The organism is Mesorhizobium sp. CNPSo 4670 (assembly GCF_057784235.1).
In genome coordinates this window covers 183,390-197,216 of record NZ_JBWJFQ010000004.1, presented here as the reverse complement: position 1 = coordinate 197,216, position 13,827 = coordinate 183,390, and the positions used below count along the sequence as shown (strand labels likewise).

11 protein-coding genes and 1 other RNA gene are annotated in these 13,827 nt (G+C 63.5%); 4 read left to right on the top strand and 8 right to left on the bottom strand.

Translation table 11 applies throughout. The features are described from left to right. Both rsmH and mraZ read right to left on the bottom strand, forming a co-directional pair. Nucleotides 1–1,017: a 16S rRNA (cytosine(1402)-N(4))-methyltransferase RsmH gene (rsmH, locus tag AC0ZT5_RS09595; protein WP_488496255.1), complete on the bottom strand. Its 1,017-nt coding sequence runs from the start codon at nt 1,015–1,017 to the stop codon at nt 1–3. Beyond that, nucleotides 1,014–1,472: a division/cell wall cluster transcriptional repressor MraZ gene (mraZ, locus tag AC0ZT5_RS09590; RefSeq protein ID WP_488496254.1), complete on the bottom strand. Its 459-nt coding sequence runs from the start codon at nt 1,470–1,472 to the stop codon at nt 1,014–1,016. Before mraZ ends, rsmH begins: the two co-directional genes overlap by 4 nt. Nucleotides 1,473–1,881: 409 nt before the next feature. Between mraZ and AC0ZT5_RS09585 the strand changes: the two genes are divergently transcribed. Continuing rightward, on the top strand, nt 1,882–2,997 hold the full coding sequence (locus AC0ZT5_RS09585) for a cystathionine gamma-lyase (RefSeq protein WP_488496253.1): 1,116 nt from the start codon (nt 1,882–1,884) through the stop codon (nt 2,995–2,997). A gap of 209 nt (nt 2,998–3,206) precedes the next feature. Here the strand turns inward: AC0ZT5_RS09585 and rnpB are convergent. From rnpB to AC0ZT5_RS09560, 5 genes are all read right to left on the bottom strand, one after another. Continuing rightward, nucleotides 3,207–3,606: RNase P RNA component class A (gene rnpB / locus AC0ZT5_RS09580), an RNA gene on the bottom strand. Nucleotides 3,607–3,686: 80 nt separating this feature from the next. Then, a complete protein-coding gene (locus tag AC0ZT5_RS09575; protein ID WP_488496252.1) occupies nt 3,687–4,367 on the bottom strand; it encodes a lytic transglycosylase domain-containing protein in 681 nt (226 codons plus the stop codon). A gap of 210 nt (nt 4,368–4,577) precedes the next feature. Further along, nucleotides 4,578–5,333 (bottom strand): N-acetylmuramoyl-L-alanine amidase, encoded by a 756-nt coding sequence (locus tag AC0ZT5_RS09570; RefSeq protein WP_488496251.1) that lies wholly within the window; start codon nt 5,331–5,333, stop codon nt 4,578–4,580. Continuing rightward, a complete protein-coding gene (locus tag AC0ZT5_RS09565; RefSeq protein ID WP_477302015.1) occupies nt 5,330–6,049 on the bottom strand; it encodes a TerB family tellurite resistance protein in 720 nt (239 codons plus the stop codon). Before AC0ZT5_RS09565 ends, AC0ZT5_RS09570 begins: the two co-directional genes overlap by 4 nt. Nucleotides 6,050–6,222: 173 nt before the next feature. Continuing rightward, nucleotides 6,223–6,483 (bottom strand): hypothetical protein, encoded by a 261-nt coding sequence (locus AC0ZT5_RS09560; RefSeq protein WP_109668284.1) that lies wholly within the window; start codon nt 6,481–6,483, stop codon nt 6,223–6,225. Nucleotides 6,484–6,674: 191 nt separating this feature from the next. Here AC0ZT5_RS09560 and AC0ZT5_RS09555 point away from each other — a divergent pair, with 191 nt between their 5' ends. The 3 genes from AC0ZT5_RS09555 to AC0ZT5_RS09545 are packed head-to-tail and all read left to right on the top strand — an operon-like array spanning nt 6,675 to nt 12,290. After that, the gene (locus AC0ZT5_RS09555) at nt 6,675–10,298 is read left to right on the top strand and encodes a hydantoinase B/oxoprolinase family protein (protein ID WP_488496250.1); all 3,624 of its coding nucleotides are present in this window, start codon (nt 6,675–6,677) and stop codon (nt 10,296–10,298) included. A gap of 31 nt (nt 10,299–10,329) precedes the next feature. Beyond that, a complete protein-coding gene (locus tag AC0ZT5_RS09550) occupies nt 10,330–11,628 on the top strand; it encodes a BtaA family protein (RefSeq protein ID WP_488496249.1) in 1,299 nt (432 codons plus the stop codon). Next, entirely contained in the window at nt 11,625–12,290 is a 666-nt protein-coding gene (locus AC0ZT5_RS09545; RefSeq protein ID WP_488496248.1) for a class I SAM-dependent methyltransferase, read from the top strand. The genes AC0ZT5_RS09550 and AC0ZT5_RS09545 overlap by 4 nt, the downstream gene beginning before the upstream one ends. Before the next feature lie 3 nt (nt 12,291–12,293). Here the strand turns inward: AC0ZT5_RS09545 and AC0ZT5_RS09540 are convergent, their stop codons facing one another. Continuing rightward, nucleotides 12,294–13,673: a serine hydrolase domain-containing protein gene (locus AC0ZT5_RS09540; protein WP_488496247.1), complete on the bottom strand. Its 1,380-nt coding sequence runs from the start codon at nt 13,671–13,673 to the stop codon at nt 12,294–12,296. Nucleotides 13,674–13,827: the final 154 nt, after the last annotated feature.

Below are 13,827 nucleotides of genomic sequence, written 5' to 3'. Positions count from 1 at the left end.
TTACCTCTCCCCCGGCCGGTCGATGCCGGGAAGCTTTGGAAGGCCGAAAATCGAAAAGTCGCTGCTGCGTGCGGGCGCCTCGGTGCGGATGGCCGCGCGCAGCCGGGCCGAACGGGCGCGCGGGTTGGCCGCGACCTCGGCATCGCCGGCAGTCACGCCGCCGCCTGCCTTGCGGAAGGTCGCGGTGCGCGCCTGTGCCTCGGGCATATGGCGCGAGCCGGTCACGGCGTCGGCGCGATCGGCGATGAAGCGCTTGACGATGCGGTCTTCCAGCGAATGGAACGTCACCACGGCGAGCCGCCCGCCCGGCTTCAGCGCGCGTTCGGCGGCCAACAAGGCCTTCGCCAGTTCGCCAAGCTCGTCATTGACGAAGATGCGCAACGCCTGGAAGACGCGCGTGGCCGGATGGATCTTGTCCTTTGGTGCGCGGCCGACATGTGTCTCGATGGCGTCAGCCAGTTCCAGCGTGCGCTCGAACGGCCGCTTTTCGCGGCGAGCCTCGATCATGCGGGCAATACGGCCGGCGTGACGCTCCTCGCCGAGGAAGCCGAAGATGCGGGCGAGATCGCCCGGCTTGAAGGAATTGACGACATCGGCGGCGCTAAGCCCCGCTTGCGCCATGCGCATGTCGAGCGGCCCATCGGCGCGGAATGAAAACCCGCGCTCGGCCTGATCGAGTTGCATCGAGGATACGCCGATGTCGAGTACGACGCCGTCGGCGCTCTCGACATGCTCGTCCAGCGTCGAGAATGGCGCCTGCACCAACCTCAATCGGCCGCCGGATTGCGCCTCGAGATCGCGCCCGGCGGCGATGGCATCCGGATCGCGGTCGATCGCCACGACGGAAGCGCCCGTCGCCAGAATGGCCTTGGTGTAGCCGCCGGCGCCGAACGTGCCATCGATGATGATGTCGCCCGCCACCGGAGCCAGCGCTTCGAGCACTTCGCCAAGGAGGACCGGAATGTGGCGGGCCGATCCGCCAACGGCGTGAAGGTCATCGCCGTGGCCCACTGTCATTCCGGTCGCTCCCCAGGCTTCGTCCCCTGCCGAAGTTGCAAAAGCCGGGCCCGCGCCTGAGCCCCATAGGCGGCTAGCCGTCCGGGCTCCCAGATCTGAAAGAAATTGCCACGCCCGACAAAGGCCACCTCTGCCGAAATGCCGGTATGCTCGCGAATGAAATCGCTCATCGTGATACGGCCGTCCTGGTCGAGCTTCAGGAAGGTGCCATCGCCATGACAGAAGAACGACATGTCGTCCGCCGTCTGCAGGAAGGGATCTTCGAGCGCGATGCGCTGCTCGTAGCGGTCGAGCAGGTCGAGCCCCCCGACATCCATCGCCGGCTGGTTGAGGCAGCGCAGCCCATAGAGCTCCGAATAGCCGCGCTTCTGCACGACGGCACGGAAATGCGCCGGAACGGACACCCGCCCCTTCGCATCGATCCTGCTCACCGTGTTTGACAGAAACCGGTCCATTAAACGTCACAGCCGCTTGCGCCGCCGCACCCCTCTCCATCTTGTAGCACGCGCCGCCCCGGCGCGTTCCCTGCCCCGTATCAGCCTCGTCCACAGGGACAAAAACCGGCAAACGCGCAGCCGCCGCGGCTGCCCGATTGGCGTACGCTTTACCCTGACGCGGAACGAAGGCTTGAGTATTGAAATGGGATATCATGGGGCACTATGGGCGTCAACGGGAACGGCTTCACAAACACACGCGCCGCGACCAATGAGAGCAGCCTTGACGGCACGTCTCGTCTTTATCGTCTATTAAGCCTAACGAACCGTTTAGAGCCGCCTGGCACAACCGGACGCGCCTTGCCGCGAGCCAAAGCCCGGCATAGCGTCTCGCCGCATCCGGTCGGTCGCCAAGAGGGTCTGAGAATCGATGTCTGAAACAGCGAACGCACGCGCTGCGGCACTTCCCCATCTGCGCGACAGTGGGCTTGCCAAGGGCGACCCGATCCCCCTGCCGCTGACCATGGCCGCAATCTATCACACACCCGGCGACGCCAGCGGTTTCGATGAGTACGGCCGCTTCAGCAACCCGACCTGGGATGCGGTCGAACATATGCTGGCGCATCTGGAAGGTGCACCCTGCGTCGCCTTTCCGTCAGGGATGGCCGCAATCTGTTCGCTGTTTTTCGGCCTGCTCAAGACCGGCGACCGTATCCTGCTGCCTTCGGACGGCTATCACACGACAAGAGCCCTGGCCGATCGCTTCCTGAAGCCTTTTGGCGTCACCTATGATGTGAGGCCGACATCGACCTTCCTCGACGGCGGCTTCGAAGGTTACCGCCTTGTGTTTGTCGAAAGCCCCGCCAATCCGGGACTGGATATCTGCGATATCGCGGCCGTTGCAAAAGCCTCTCACAGTGCCGGCGCGCTCCTTGCGGTCGACAACACGACGATGACGCCATTCGGCCAGCGGCCGCTCGACCATGGCGCCGATATCGTCGTTGCCGCCGACACCAAGGCGCCCAATGGCCATTCCGACGTGCTGTTCGGCCATGTCGCCAGCCGCAATGCCGATATCATCACCGCCGTGACCGGCTGGCGCGAAATCTCCGGCAGCATTCCCGGGCCGTTCGAAGCGTGGCTGGTGCATCGCGGCCTCGAAACGCTGGATGTGCGCTTCGACCGCATGTGCTCTTCGGCGGAAGTGATCGCACGGCGGCTGAAGGGCCACCGGGCAATCAGCGGCCTGCGTTTTCCCGGACTGGAGAGCGACCCCTCGCACAACCTTGCCCGCGCCCAGATGGAGCGCTTCGGCTTTCTCATCTCTTTCGAGCTCGCCTCTGAAGACAAGGCCGAGGATTTCATCAACAACTGCGAACTGATGCAGGCCGCAACATCCTTCGGCGGCGTCCACAGCTCCGCCGAACGCCGATCAAAGAGAGGCGATGCGGTTGCCGCCGGTTTCGTTCGCCTCTCGGTCGGCTGCGAGCCGGTGGAAGAGCTCTGGAAGGCGATCGAAGCGTCGCTGGACAAGATCAGCGGCTGACCAGTTGACTACAGTTTCAGATATTTGACGCGCAATCGTTCCATGAGTGGCGGCCCATCCAATGCCGGCCTGCTGTCGATCGCACCAATCTCAAGCAATCGGTCGGCTCCCGCTGCAAAGTCAAATGGCCGAATGGCTTGAATCAGCAGGCGCGCCCGAGGGCGCAACCTTCTGATCTCAAAAGACTTCTTTTCGATGTCGTGGAGAGAGTTGCCAGCTGGCCTGTAAGCCGGGTTCTGTATGGCCCTCGCCCCTTGCGAGGCGAGAACGTGGCGGCCATTCATCTTGGGCGCATGTTGCCATACGCCTCACGCAACCTACCCGGACGGTGAGCCGGAAACAGCCCTCGAGGGTTTCCCCTCGCACCGCCCCTATTCGGTCTTGCTCCCGGTGGGGTTTACCGTGCCGCTCCTGTTGCCAGTCGCGCGGTGGGCTCTTACCCCACCCTTTCACCCTTGCCACGATTAGATCGTGGCGGTTTGCTTTCTGTGGCACTTTCCCTGGGGTCGCCCCCGCCGGCCATTAACCGGCACCGTGTCTCCATGGAGCCCGGACTTTCCTCACCCGCGGCCTTTCGGCTGTTGCGGGTGCGGCCGCCCGGCCAGCTGGCAAGGCGTATAAAGGGGTTCACGCTCGAAAACGCAAACGAAAAAGCCGGCCGCTCCGGCCGGCTCCACGCAACCAGTCGGCTAAAGCGCCGCCATCTGCACCTTGACCTTGCTGCAATAGGCGGCCGACACCGGGTTCATCCGCGTTGCGGCGTGGCCGGCGTTATATTTCAGGATCGTGCCGCAGGTGGTGCCGCCGCCGAGGTCCTGCGCCATGGCGAGGTACTTCATGCCGTATTTGATGTTGGTGTCGGGGTCGAAGAGGCCCTTTGCCGAACCGTTGTAGCCCATCATCCGCGCCGTCGCCGGCTTGATCTGCATCAGGCCGATCTCGCCGGCGCTGCCGACCATGTTCGGCCGGTAGTTGCTCTCGATGCTGATGACTGCATGAGCGAGCGAAACCGGTACGCCGTAGCTCGCGGCATAGCGCGCGACGATCGCCGAATACTGACCGCCGCCGGCCACTGCTGCCGTCGACGCAGCCGCGTTCCTGAGGCCGATCGACGCCGTTGTCGCCATGTCCAAGGCCTTGCGGCCGCGCTTCGTCTGCCTTTTGGCGGATTTCTTCGGCTTGGCAAAACTTGCCTTTTCCATTTTCACGGAAGACCGCTTCGTGGCCTTGGCGTCATGGCCTGCCTTGCTGGGTTTTGCAGATACCGCGACGAGCCCTTGATCAGCCCGAGGGCTGGCATTCGCGACACCGAAGGCAAAAGTCATTACGCCGGCAGCAACAGCTGCCGTTAAAACGGTCAATTTCTGCATGTGATCCTGTTCTGTCTGAACCACGTGAAGGTGTTCACGCAGCAACGCTTAATCAATATCGGAACATCCGGGGGGCTGGGGGTCCGACAACTTGCACGCCGGCCGTTTGAAGCTCGAATTGGTGCCAAACAAGGCCAGGCAAGTCACTTTGAGTGACAGCTTGTAACTTAAGGACTGGAAAGAGCACTTTGGGAGCGGCTTCCCCCCTGGTCAAGACCTTACGGAAGCAAGCAGCCTTTCTAGCGTCCGCTGTGTCGAGCCATCGGCAACACCATCCACTTTGCGCGGCCGGAAATGTCGCTGAAACGCTTCGACGACAATCTCCGTCTGCCGGTCGAAAATGCCTGATATCTCGACGCCATAGCCATAGAGCGCCAGCATCGACTGCAACGCCTCGACATCGGCGCCGGTGTCTCCGGTCTTGAGCACGGCCCCTCGCCTGACGGGTGCGGCCGGCACTAGATGGCCGACGCCGGCCGCAAACAGCGTCCGCCATGGAAACTTCTCGCCCGGATCGATCTTGCGCCCTGGCGCCACGTCGGAATGCGCCAGCACTCGCTCGGCAGCAATCGAGTGCCGACCTGCGATCCCGGCGCACAAGCCGATCACCGCATCGATCTGCCGCCTGGGAAAACCGGGATAGCCCAGCGAATGTCCCGGATTGACGATCTCGATGCCTATCGAACATGAATTGATGTCGGCGCGTCCGAACCACGAGCTCATGCCGGCGTGCCAGGCGCGATCGCTTTCCCTGACCATCTGCACGATGTCGCCATCCTCATGCACAAGATAGTGCGACGAGACCTCGCTGGCCGGATCGCACAACCAAGCTTCGGCGCCAGCACCGGTCGCCATTCCAGTGTAATGCAGCACGATCATGTCGGGCCTGAGCGTGTCGCGCCGCGGACCGAAATTCGGCGATACCCTGACCTCGGCGCTAGGCTCGTCGGGCAGGAAGCCGCTCATGCGTGCCGCAGGCCCCGCTCGATCATCTCATAGGCGGCGTTGATCGCCGCCACCCGGGTCGTTGCGATCTTGATGAACTCCTGCGGCAGGCCGCGCGCGATCAGCCGGTCCGGATGATTGTCGGAGACCAACTTGCGATAACGCTTCCTGACCTCTTCGAACGGCTTGCCGCGTTCGATGCCGAGCACGACATAGGGATCACCGGCGCCGAGATTGACGTGCCGCGCCATGATGCTCTCGTAATGGGCCTCGTCGATGCGGAAAATCTCGGCGATACGATGCAGGAAGTGGCCTTCGCGCTCATGCACCAGCCCATCGGCCTTGGCGATGTGGAACAGACCGTCGAGTATGTCTTCCAGCATCACGCAGTTGGAATGGCCCGAGCCGCACAGTTGCGCCATCCGCTCGGCATAGGTTTCGAAACCGGCGACGTCGCGCTGGGCGAGATCGAACAGCCGCGCCACATTGCGCGTCTCCTTCGGCGGCACCTCGAATATTTCCTGGAACGCGCGCACCTCGTCCTGGGTCACGATACCATCGGCCTTGGCCATCTTGGCCGACAGCGCGATCATCGCCACCGAGAAGGCGACACGCCGGCGCAGGTCAGCGTCGCCGGAGAAAACCGTGCGCACGGCCTCCACGACGTCGGCAACGCCCGACGAGGTTGAGGATGAAACGCGCGTGATGAACTCGCCAAGGCGATCCCAAATCGACATGGCCTGCTTCTTAGGGCTACGGCCTCTTGCTATCAAGCCGGGACAGTGCCGCAGCCTTGGCGCAACCGATCGGCCAGACGCCGAGGGGATGTAGTGACGGGGCGCAGACAATATGAGAAAGGCCAGCGCGCAGCCGGCCTTCCTCAATCATCACACGAGTACTGCTTTGCTGACTACTGCGCGGGCGCAGGAGCTGGTGTTGCCGGAGCCGGCTCGGCAGGCTTCTCGGGTGTGATGCTCTTGGTGGTCGAGTTATCGGTTGCCGGAGGCGTTGCGGCCGGCGGCGTGGCTTCCGGCGTCGCCGGCTTCATCGGCTGCTCGGCGGCTGGCGGATTGGTGCTCTGGGTGGTGGTGTTGTCCGTGCCGCTGTCGCTGCAGGCAGCAACGCCGAGCAACGCCAAAGCGGAAACGGACGCAAGAATGAGCTTTTTCATAACATCTCTCCTTCACTACACGTTCACGTTGCGGTGAACGGTCGAAGGGGAAATGCATCAGATGGCCATGAGTTTCGTAACGTTGCGTTTCCATATGTAACATCATCTGGCCCGTTTGCGATTGCCGGCCAGACAACGGCGAACTAACAGGATGTGTTGAACAAATCGAACTGAAACTGCCGGGAGCTGCCATGACCGCGACGTGGGATTTCTGGATCGATCGCGGCGGTACCTTCACCGACGTCATCGGCCGCGACCCGCAAGGCGGGCTGCATCCGCGCAAGCTTCTCTCCGAAAATCCCGAAGCCTATGCCGATGCCGCCATCCAGGGCATTCGCGACCTTCTCGGCCTGTCCTCCGGCGGCGCAATCCCGCCGGGCCTGATCGGCGACATCAAGATGGGCACCACCGTCGCCACCAACGCCCTTCTGGAGCGCAAGGGCGACCGGGTTCTGCTGCTCATCACCAAGGGGTTTCGCGACGCGCTGAAGATCGCCTATCAGGCGCGGCCGGACATCTTCGCCAAGGAGATCATCCTTCCAGAACAGCTCTATGAGCGCGTCATCGAGATCGACGAGCGCGTGCGCGCCGACGGCAGCATCGAACGGCTGCTCGACATCGCCGCTTGCCGGCCGGCGATCGAGCAGGCGAAAGCCGATGGCATCGACGCCGTCGCCATCGTCTTCATGCATGCCTGGAAATATCCCGACCACGAGAAGGCGGTGGCAAAAGTCTGCCGAAAGCTGGGCTTCGGCCAGGTTTCCGTCAGCCATGAGGTGTCGCCGCTGATCAAGCTGGTCGGCCGCGGCGACACCGCCGTGGTCGACGCCTATCTGTCGCCGATCCTGTCGAGATATGTGCAGAAGGTGGCTGGGGAATTGGGCGCGGCGCCCGGCCAATCTCCCCACCTCATGTTCATGATGTCTTCTGGCGGGCTGACGGCCGCCGATATGTTCCAGGGCAAGGACGCGCTGCTATCCGGGCCAGCGGGCGGTGTTGTCGGCATGGTCGAGACGGCGAAGCTTGCGGGCTTCGGCAAGGTCATCGGTTTCGACATGGGCGGCACCTCCACCGATGTCGCCCACTATGACGGCGAATATGAGCGCGCCTTCGACACCGAGGTCGCCGGCGTACGGATCCGCGCGCCGATGATGCGCATCCACACTGTCGCCGCCGGCGGCGGCTCTATCCTGCACTACGAGGCCGGCCGTTTCCGCGCCGGGCCCGATTCCGCCGGCGCCAACCCTGGCCCGACCGCCTATCGCCGCGGCGGACCGCTAGCCGTCACCGACGCCAATGTCATGCTGGGCAAGCTGCAGCCCGATTTCTTTCCGAGGATCTTCGGTCCCGCCCAGGACCAGCCGCTCGACGTCGAGACGGTGCGCGAAAAATTCACCGCACTGGCCGCCGAAATCGGCGATGGCCGCACGCCCGAGGCTGTCGCCGAAGGGTTCGTCACCATCGCCGTGGAAAACATGGCCAATGCCATCAAGAAGATTTCCGTCCAGCGCGGCTACGACGTCACCGAATATCTGCTCAATTGCTTCGGCGGCGCCGGCGGCCAGCATGCTTGCCTGGTTGCCGACGCGCTCGGCATGGAAGCGGTGCTGATTCATCCCTTTTCCGGCCTGCTGTCGGCCTATGGCATTGGCCTGTCTTCGGTTTTTGCCTCGCGCCAGCAGGCGCTGCTGAAGCCGCTGGCGGAAGAGTCCAGAACCGAGATCGGCAACCTGATCGCCACCTTGAGAAAAGCCGTCTTCGCCGAATTCGCAGTGCAGGGCATCGCCGAAGACATGGTTGCCGCTAAGCCGGTGCTTCACATTCGATATGACGGCACCGACACGACACTGCCGGTGAATTTCGAGGAAGACTCGATTTTCAAGGCCAAGCGCGATTTCGAAATTGCCCACAAGGCGCAGTTCGGTTTCGTCTATGACAACAAGCCGATGATCGTCGAGACCGTCGGCGTCGAGGGGACCGATACCGGTGGCACGGGACGCGACGAAAGCGATTCCGCGCTCGAAGACATCGCCGCAAGCCCTTTGGAAGTACGAAAAATCTTTTCCGACGGCATCTGGCGCGACGCCGGCATCATTCGCCGCGAAGAGCTCAAGCCCGGGCATAGAATTGCCGGCCCTGCGCTGATCATCGAGCCGAACCAGACCATCGTCGTCGAGCCGGGCTGGCAGGCCGAGATCACCGCCAAGAACCATGTGCTGTTGCGCCGCGTCGAGGAGAAGCAGCGGCAGGCAGCGCTCGGCACCGAGGCCGATCCGGTGATGCTGGAAGTCTTCAACAATCTGTTCATGTCGATCGCCGAGCAGATGGGCGTGACGCTGCAGAACACCGCCTATTCCGTCAACATCAAGGAGCGGCTGGATTTCTCCTGCGCCATCTTCGACCGCGACGGCGCGCTGGTCGCCAATGCGCCGCACATGCCTGTGCATCTAGGGTCCATGGATCGTTCGGTCGAAACCATCATCCGATTGAATTCCGGCGACATCCACCCCGGCGACGTCTTTGCCCTCAACGCCCCCTACAATGGTGGCACCCATCTGCCCGATATCACCGTGGTGACGCCGGTTTTCGACGACGCTCAGCAGAAAATCCTCTTTTGGGCCGCCTCGCGTGGCCACCACGCCGATATCGGCGGCACGGCGCCCGGTTCGATGACCCCCCTCGCAACCACGGTCGACGAGGAAGGCGTGCTGTTCGACAATTTCCGCATCGTCGATCGCGGCCGCTTCCGCGAGAAGGAACTGGAAACGCTGCTCACCGAACACCGGTGGCCGGCCCGCAATCCGCATCAGAACATCGCCGACCTCAAGGCGCAGATCGCTGCCAACGAGAAAGGCGTCGCCGAACTCCGCAAGATGGTCGCGCATTTCGGCCTCGATGTCGTCGAAGCCTATATGGGCCATGTCCAGGACAACGCCGCCGAGAGCGTGCGCCGCGTGCTGGAGCGGCTGCCGGACGCTTCCGAATATGAATATCCGACCGATACCGGCCAGCTCATCAAGGTGAAGATCACGGTGGATCGGCAAAGGCGCAAGGCGACTGTCGACTTCACCGGCACGTCGCCGGTCATGAAGAACAATTTCAATGCGCCCGAGCCGGTTGCCCGCGCGGCCGTCCTCTATGCCTTCCGCGTCATGGTCGAGGACATGATCCCGATGAATGCCGGCTGTTTGCGGCCAATCAACATCATCATTCCCGACGGCTGCATGCTTAAACCCGCCTACCCTGCCGCCGTCGTCGCCGGCAATGTCGAGACCTCGCAGCACGTCACCAACGCGCTGTTTGGTGCCATGGGCGCCATGGCCAATGCGCAGGGCACCATGAACAACCTGACCTTCGGCAACAAGCAGTACCAGTATTACGAGACGATCTGTTCCGGCTCACCCGCCGGCCAGATGAACTCCGGCCGCGGCTTTGCCGGCACTTCCGGCGTCCACACCCACATGACCAATTCCCGCCTCACCGACCCGGAAGTGCTGGAACTGCGCTTTCCCGTGCTGCTGGAGGATTTCCACATCCGTGAAGGTTCCGGCGGCAAGGGCAGATGGAGCGCCGGCGACGGCACCAAGCGCACCATCCGTTTCCTCGAGAAAATGGAATGCGCGATCCTGTCCTCGCATCGCAACCGCCCGCCGCAAGGATTGGACGGTGGCGGCGACGGCGAAGTCGGCTCGACCAAGGTCCGCCGGAAGGACGGTGCGATCGACGTGCTGAAAGCCTGCGACCAGACCGTGCTTCAGGCGGGTGACGCCGTCATCCTGACCACACCGACGCCGGGCGGGTTTGGCAAGGCCTGAACTTACGTCAACAGGCTGTCACCGGCCTGTCATGACCTTGGGCTACCCGCTTGCGCCAAAGCAAATGGGGAATCACCTTGCCATGACGGACGTTTCCGCAGATCTGGTTTTTCGCCGCGGCAAGGAAGTTGGAAAGGCCGTCTACCAGAACCGCCCGCTGTCGAAAGCCGGCATCTCGGAGCGGCTGTTCGCCTTCCTGTTTTCCGGCCTCGTCTACCCCCAGATCTGGGAGGACCCCGATGTCGACATGGAGGCGATGCAGCTTGGCCAGGGCCATCGCGTCGTCACCATCGCCTCCGGCGGCTGCAACATCCTCGCCTACCTGACCCGTTCGCCGGCACAAATTGACGCCGTCGACCTCAACGCCGCGCATATCGCGTTGAACCGCATGAAGCTGGAAGCCGTGCGCCACCTGCCTGCGCAGGGCGATCTGTTCCGCTTCTTCGGCGCCGCCGACACCAGCCACAATTCGCAAGCCTACGACCGTTTCATCGCGCCACATCTCGACCCGGTCAGCCGTCACTACTGGGAGCGCCGGAACTGGCGCGGCCGCCGGCGCATCGCCGTCTTCGACCGCAATTTCTACCAGACCGGCCTGCTCGGCCTGTTCATCGCCATGGGCCATCGCGCGGCAAAGTTCTTCGGTGTCGATCCTGCCGGCATCATGCAGGCCCGCAACATCGGCGAGCAGCGCCGCTTCTTCAACGAGAAACTGGCGCCGGTCTTCGACAAGCCGCTGCTGAAATGGGCGACGTCGCGCAAGGCCTCGCTGTTCGGCCTCGGCATTCCGCCGACGCAGTACGATTCGCTGATCACGTCGGGTGACGGCACCATGGCCAGCGTGCTCAAGGCCCGGCTGGAAAAGCTTGCTTGCGATTTTCCGCTGGAGAACAACTACTTCGCCTGGCAGGCTTTTGCCCGGCGCTATCCGAACCCCGGCGAGGCCGCCCTGCCCGCCTATCTCGAAAAGCAGAATTACGAGACGATTCGCGGCAATGTCGACCGCGTCACCATCCACCATGCCAACCTGATCGAGTTCCTTGCCGGCAAGGATGCCGGCGCGGTCGACCGCTTCATCCTGCTTGATGCGCAGGACTGGATGACCGACGACCAGCTCAATGCGCTATGGTCGGAAATCACCCGCACCGCGTCGGCCGGCGCCCGCGTCATCTTCCGCACCGCCGCCGAGCCCAGCCTGTTGCCCGGCCGGGTCTCCAGTTCGCTGCTTGACCAGTGGAATTATCAGGACGAGGCCTCGCGCGAATTCTCGGCCCGCGACCGTTCGGCCATCTATGGCGGCTTTCACCTCTACGTGAAGCGCGCCGCATGAGCACCACCGAGCTGCCGGCCAGCCATGCCGAACTGATGGACGGCGTCTACCGCTGGCAGCGCCACATCTACGACCTGACCCGCAAATACTACCTGCTCGGCCGCGACCAGATGATCTCGGGGCTCGACGTACCGGCCGGCGGCACCGTGCTTGAACTCGGCTGCGGCACCGGCCGCAACATCATCCAGGCCGCCCGTCGCTATCCCGACGCCCGCTTCTTCGGCCTCGATATTTCTGCCGAAATGCTGGAGACGGCCGGCAATGCCATTGCTCGCGAAGGCCTGTCGGGCCGCGTCACGCTGGCGAGGGGCGACGCCACCGATTTCGACGCGGGCGCGCTTTACGGTGTCGAACGGTTCGACCGCATCTTCGTATCCTATTCGCTGTCGATGATCCCTGGCTGGGAAAAGACGGTGTCGGCGGCACTTGCTGCGCTGTCACCTAATGGTTCGCTGCACGTCGTCGATTTCGGCCAGCAGGAAGGCCTGCCAGGCTGGTTCCGAGCCTTGCTGCGCGGCTGGCTCAAGAAGTTCCATGTCGCGCCGCGCTCGACCCTGCGCGAGGTTCTGGAATCGGAATCTCGGCGAACCGGCGCAAGCGTCCGTTTCCGCACGCTTTATCGCGGCTATGCCTGGCTGGCCGTGATCGGGCCGCGTTCGTAGAAGCTAATGTAGCGCGGTCACCAGAGCCCCGACCATCGCCTGAGGGCGGTAGCCGAGCTTGGCTGGCGTCAGCCCAAGCCGCACCACCACCAGTTGCTCCGAGGGAATGATGGTGACCGTCTGTCCGTCATGGCCCTCCATCCAATAGGTGTCCTTGGGCAGGCCCGCCGCCACGCCGGCGCCGGGCTTCTTCTCGTCTCCCGGTGCCTCGATCCACAACTGGCCCTTGCCGTAGACTTTCGAGGCTGGCGCCGGCTCCCGCATCCAGTCGACGAAGCCGGCCGGCAGCACCTGATTGCCGTTCCACACGCCCCCTTGCAGCAGGAACTGGCCGAAGCGGGCCCAGTCATGCGCCGTGGCATAGAGATAGGATGAGCCGACGAAGGTGCCCTGTTCATCGGTCTCGAGCACCGCGCTGTGCATGCCGAGCGGCTCGAACAGCGCGGTGCGCGGCCACGTCAGCGCCTTGCCCTTGTCGCCGATCGCGTCCTGCCAGAGGCGCGACAGCATCACCGCCGTGCCGCTCGAATAGGTGAACACTTTGCCGACCTCGGCTGCCAGCGGCTTGGCTTCGGCGAAGCCTGCCATGTCGGGTTCGAGGTAGAGCATGCGCGTGACGTCGGCAACGTCGCCATAGTCCTCGTTGAACTCCAGTCCACTCGACATCGCCATCATGTCGGCAAGGCTGATCGCGGCGCGGCTATCCGCCTTCCACGGCGCGAACAGGCCTTTGTTGTCGACCGCCATCTTGCCGTCCTTGACCAGCGTGCCGACGATCGCAGCGTTCACCGTCTTGGTCATCGACCAGCCGAGCAGCGGCGTCTTTGCCGAGAAGCCCGCGCCATAGCGCTCGGCGACGACGCGGCCGTTCTTGACCACCACCACCGCGCGCATGCCGCTGCCGGTCAGCGCCGCATCGTCGAGCAGCTTGGCAATCACCGGGTCCTGTGATGGCTCGACCCGTTCGCCCTCCGGCCACAGCGCGTCCTGGCTGACCGCCGACGGTTCGGCATAGACCGCCGTCCGTCGCGCCTTGCCGACATCGCCATCGGGAACCGAGGCGCAGCCCAGCCCGTCACGGGCGACGGCGAGGCTCTTGCCAAGGAAGCCGAGCAGGCCCGCCGAGACCGTTCCCCTATTCTTGTCCACCGAGACCCGCATCAGCCGTAGCAGCGGGTGCCCAGGCGCCTGCACGTCGACCGCGAGCACCTCGTTGGCGTCGCGACCGGCGATGAAGACGTTCGAGCAGACGATCTTGGCCGAATAGCCGGAGCCGACGCGGATCATTTCCGGCGGCGCGATGTAAAGCCAGGCGAAGAGCGCGGCGATCGCCAGCGCGACCAGGCCAAGCAGCCATCTGACGATCTTGGCGACGATCCGCATTTGTTTCCTCCAGGCCCCGTGCCTGACGCTCATGTCATCGATTTGCCGACATTGCTTCCGCAAATCGCAGTGCTTGTCGAGCGCCGTCAACCTGATATCAACCATGTTCGGCGATCACTGGATGCATGTCGCCCAAAAGTGCGCAGCGGTTTTG

Coding starts and splice junctions, on each gene's coding strand:
- rsmH (WP_488496255.1), bottom strand. CDS start 1,017: ATGACAGTGGGCCACGGCGATGACCTTCACGCCGTTGGCGGATCGGCC.
- mraZ (WP_488496254.1), bottom strand. CDS start 1,472: ATGGACCGGTTTCTGTCAAACACGGTGAGCAGGATCGATGCGAAGGGG.
- AC0ZT5_RS09585 (WP_488496253.1), top strand. CDS start 1,882: ATGTCTGAAACAGCGAACGCACGCGCTGCGGCACTTCCCCATCTGCGC.
- AC0ZT5_RS09575 (WP_488496252.1), bottom strand. CDS start 4,367: ATGCAGAAATTGACCGTTTTAACGGCAGCTGTTGCTGCCGGCGTAATG.
- AC0ZT5_RS09570 (WP_488496251.1), bottom strand. CDS start 5,333: ATGAGCGGCTTCCTGCCCGACGAGCCTAGCGCCGAGGTCAGGGTATCG.
- AC0ZT5_RS09565 (WP_477302015.1), bottom strand. CDS start 6,049: ATGTCGATTTGGGATCGCCTTGGCGAGTTCATCACGCGCGTTTCATCC.
- AC0ZT5_RS09560 (WP_109668284.1), bottom strand. CDS start 6,483: ATGAAAAAGCTCATTCTTGCGTCCGTTTCCGCTTTGGCGTTGCTCGGC.
- AC0ZT5_RS09555 (WP_488496250.1), top strand. CDS start 6,675: ATGACCGCGACGTGGGATTTCTGGATCGATCGCGGCGGTACCTTCACC.
- AC0ZT5_RS09550 (WP_488496249.1), top strand. CDS start 10,330: ATGACCTTGGGCTACCCGCTTGCGCCAAAGCAAATGGGGAATCACCTT.
- AC0ZT5_RS09545 (WP_488496248.1), top strand. CDS start 11,625: ATGAGCACCACCGAGCTGCCGGCCAGCCATGCCGAACTGATGGACGGC.
- AC0ZT5_RS09540 (WP_488496247.1), bottom strand. CDS start 13,673: ATGCGGATCGTCGCCAAGATCGTCAGATGGCTGCTTGGCCTGGTCGCG.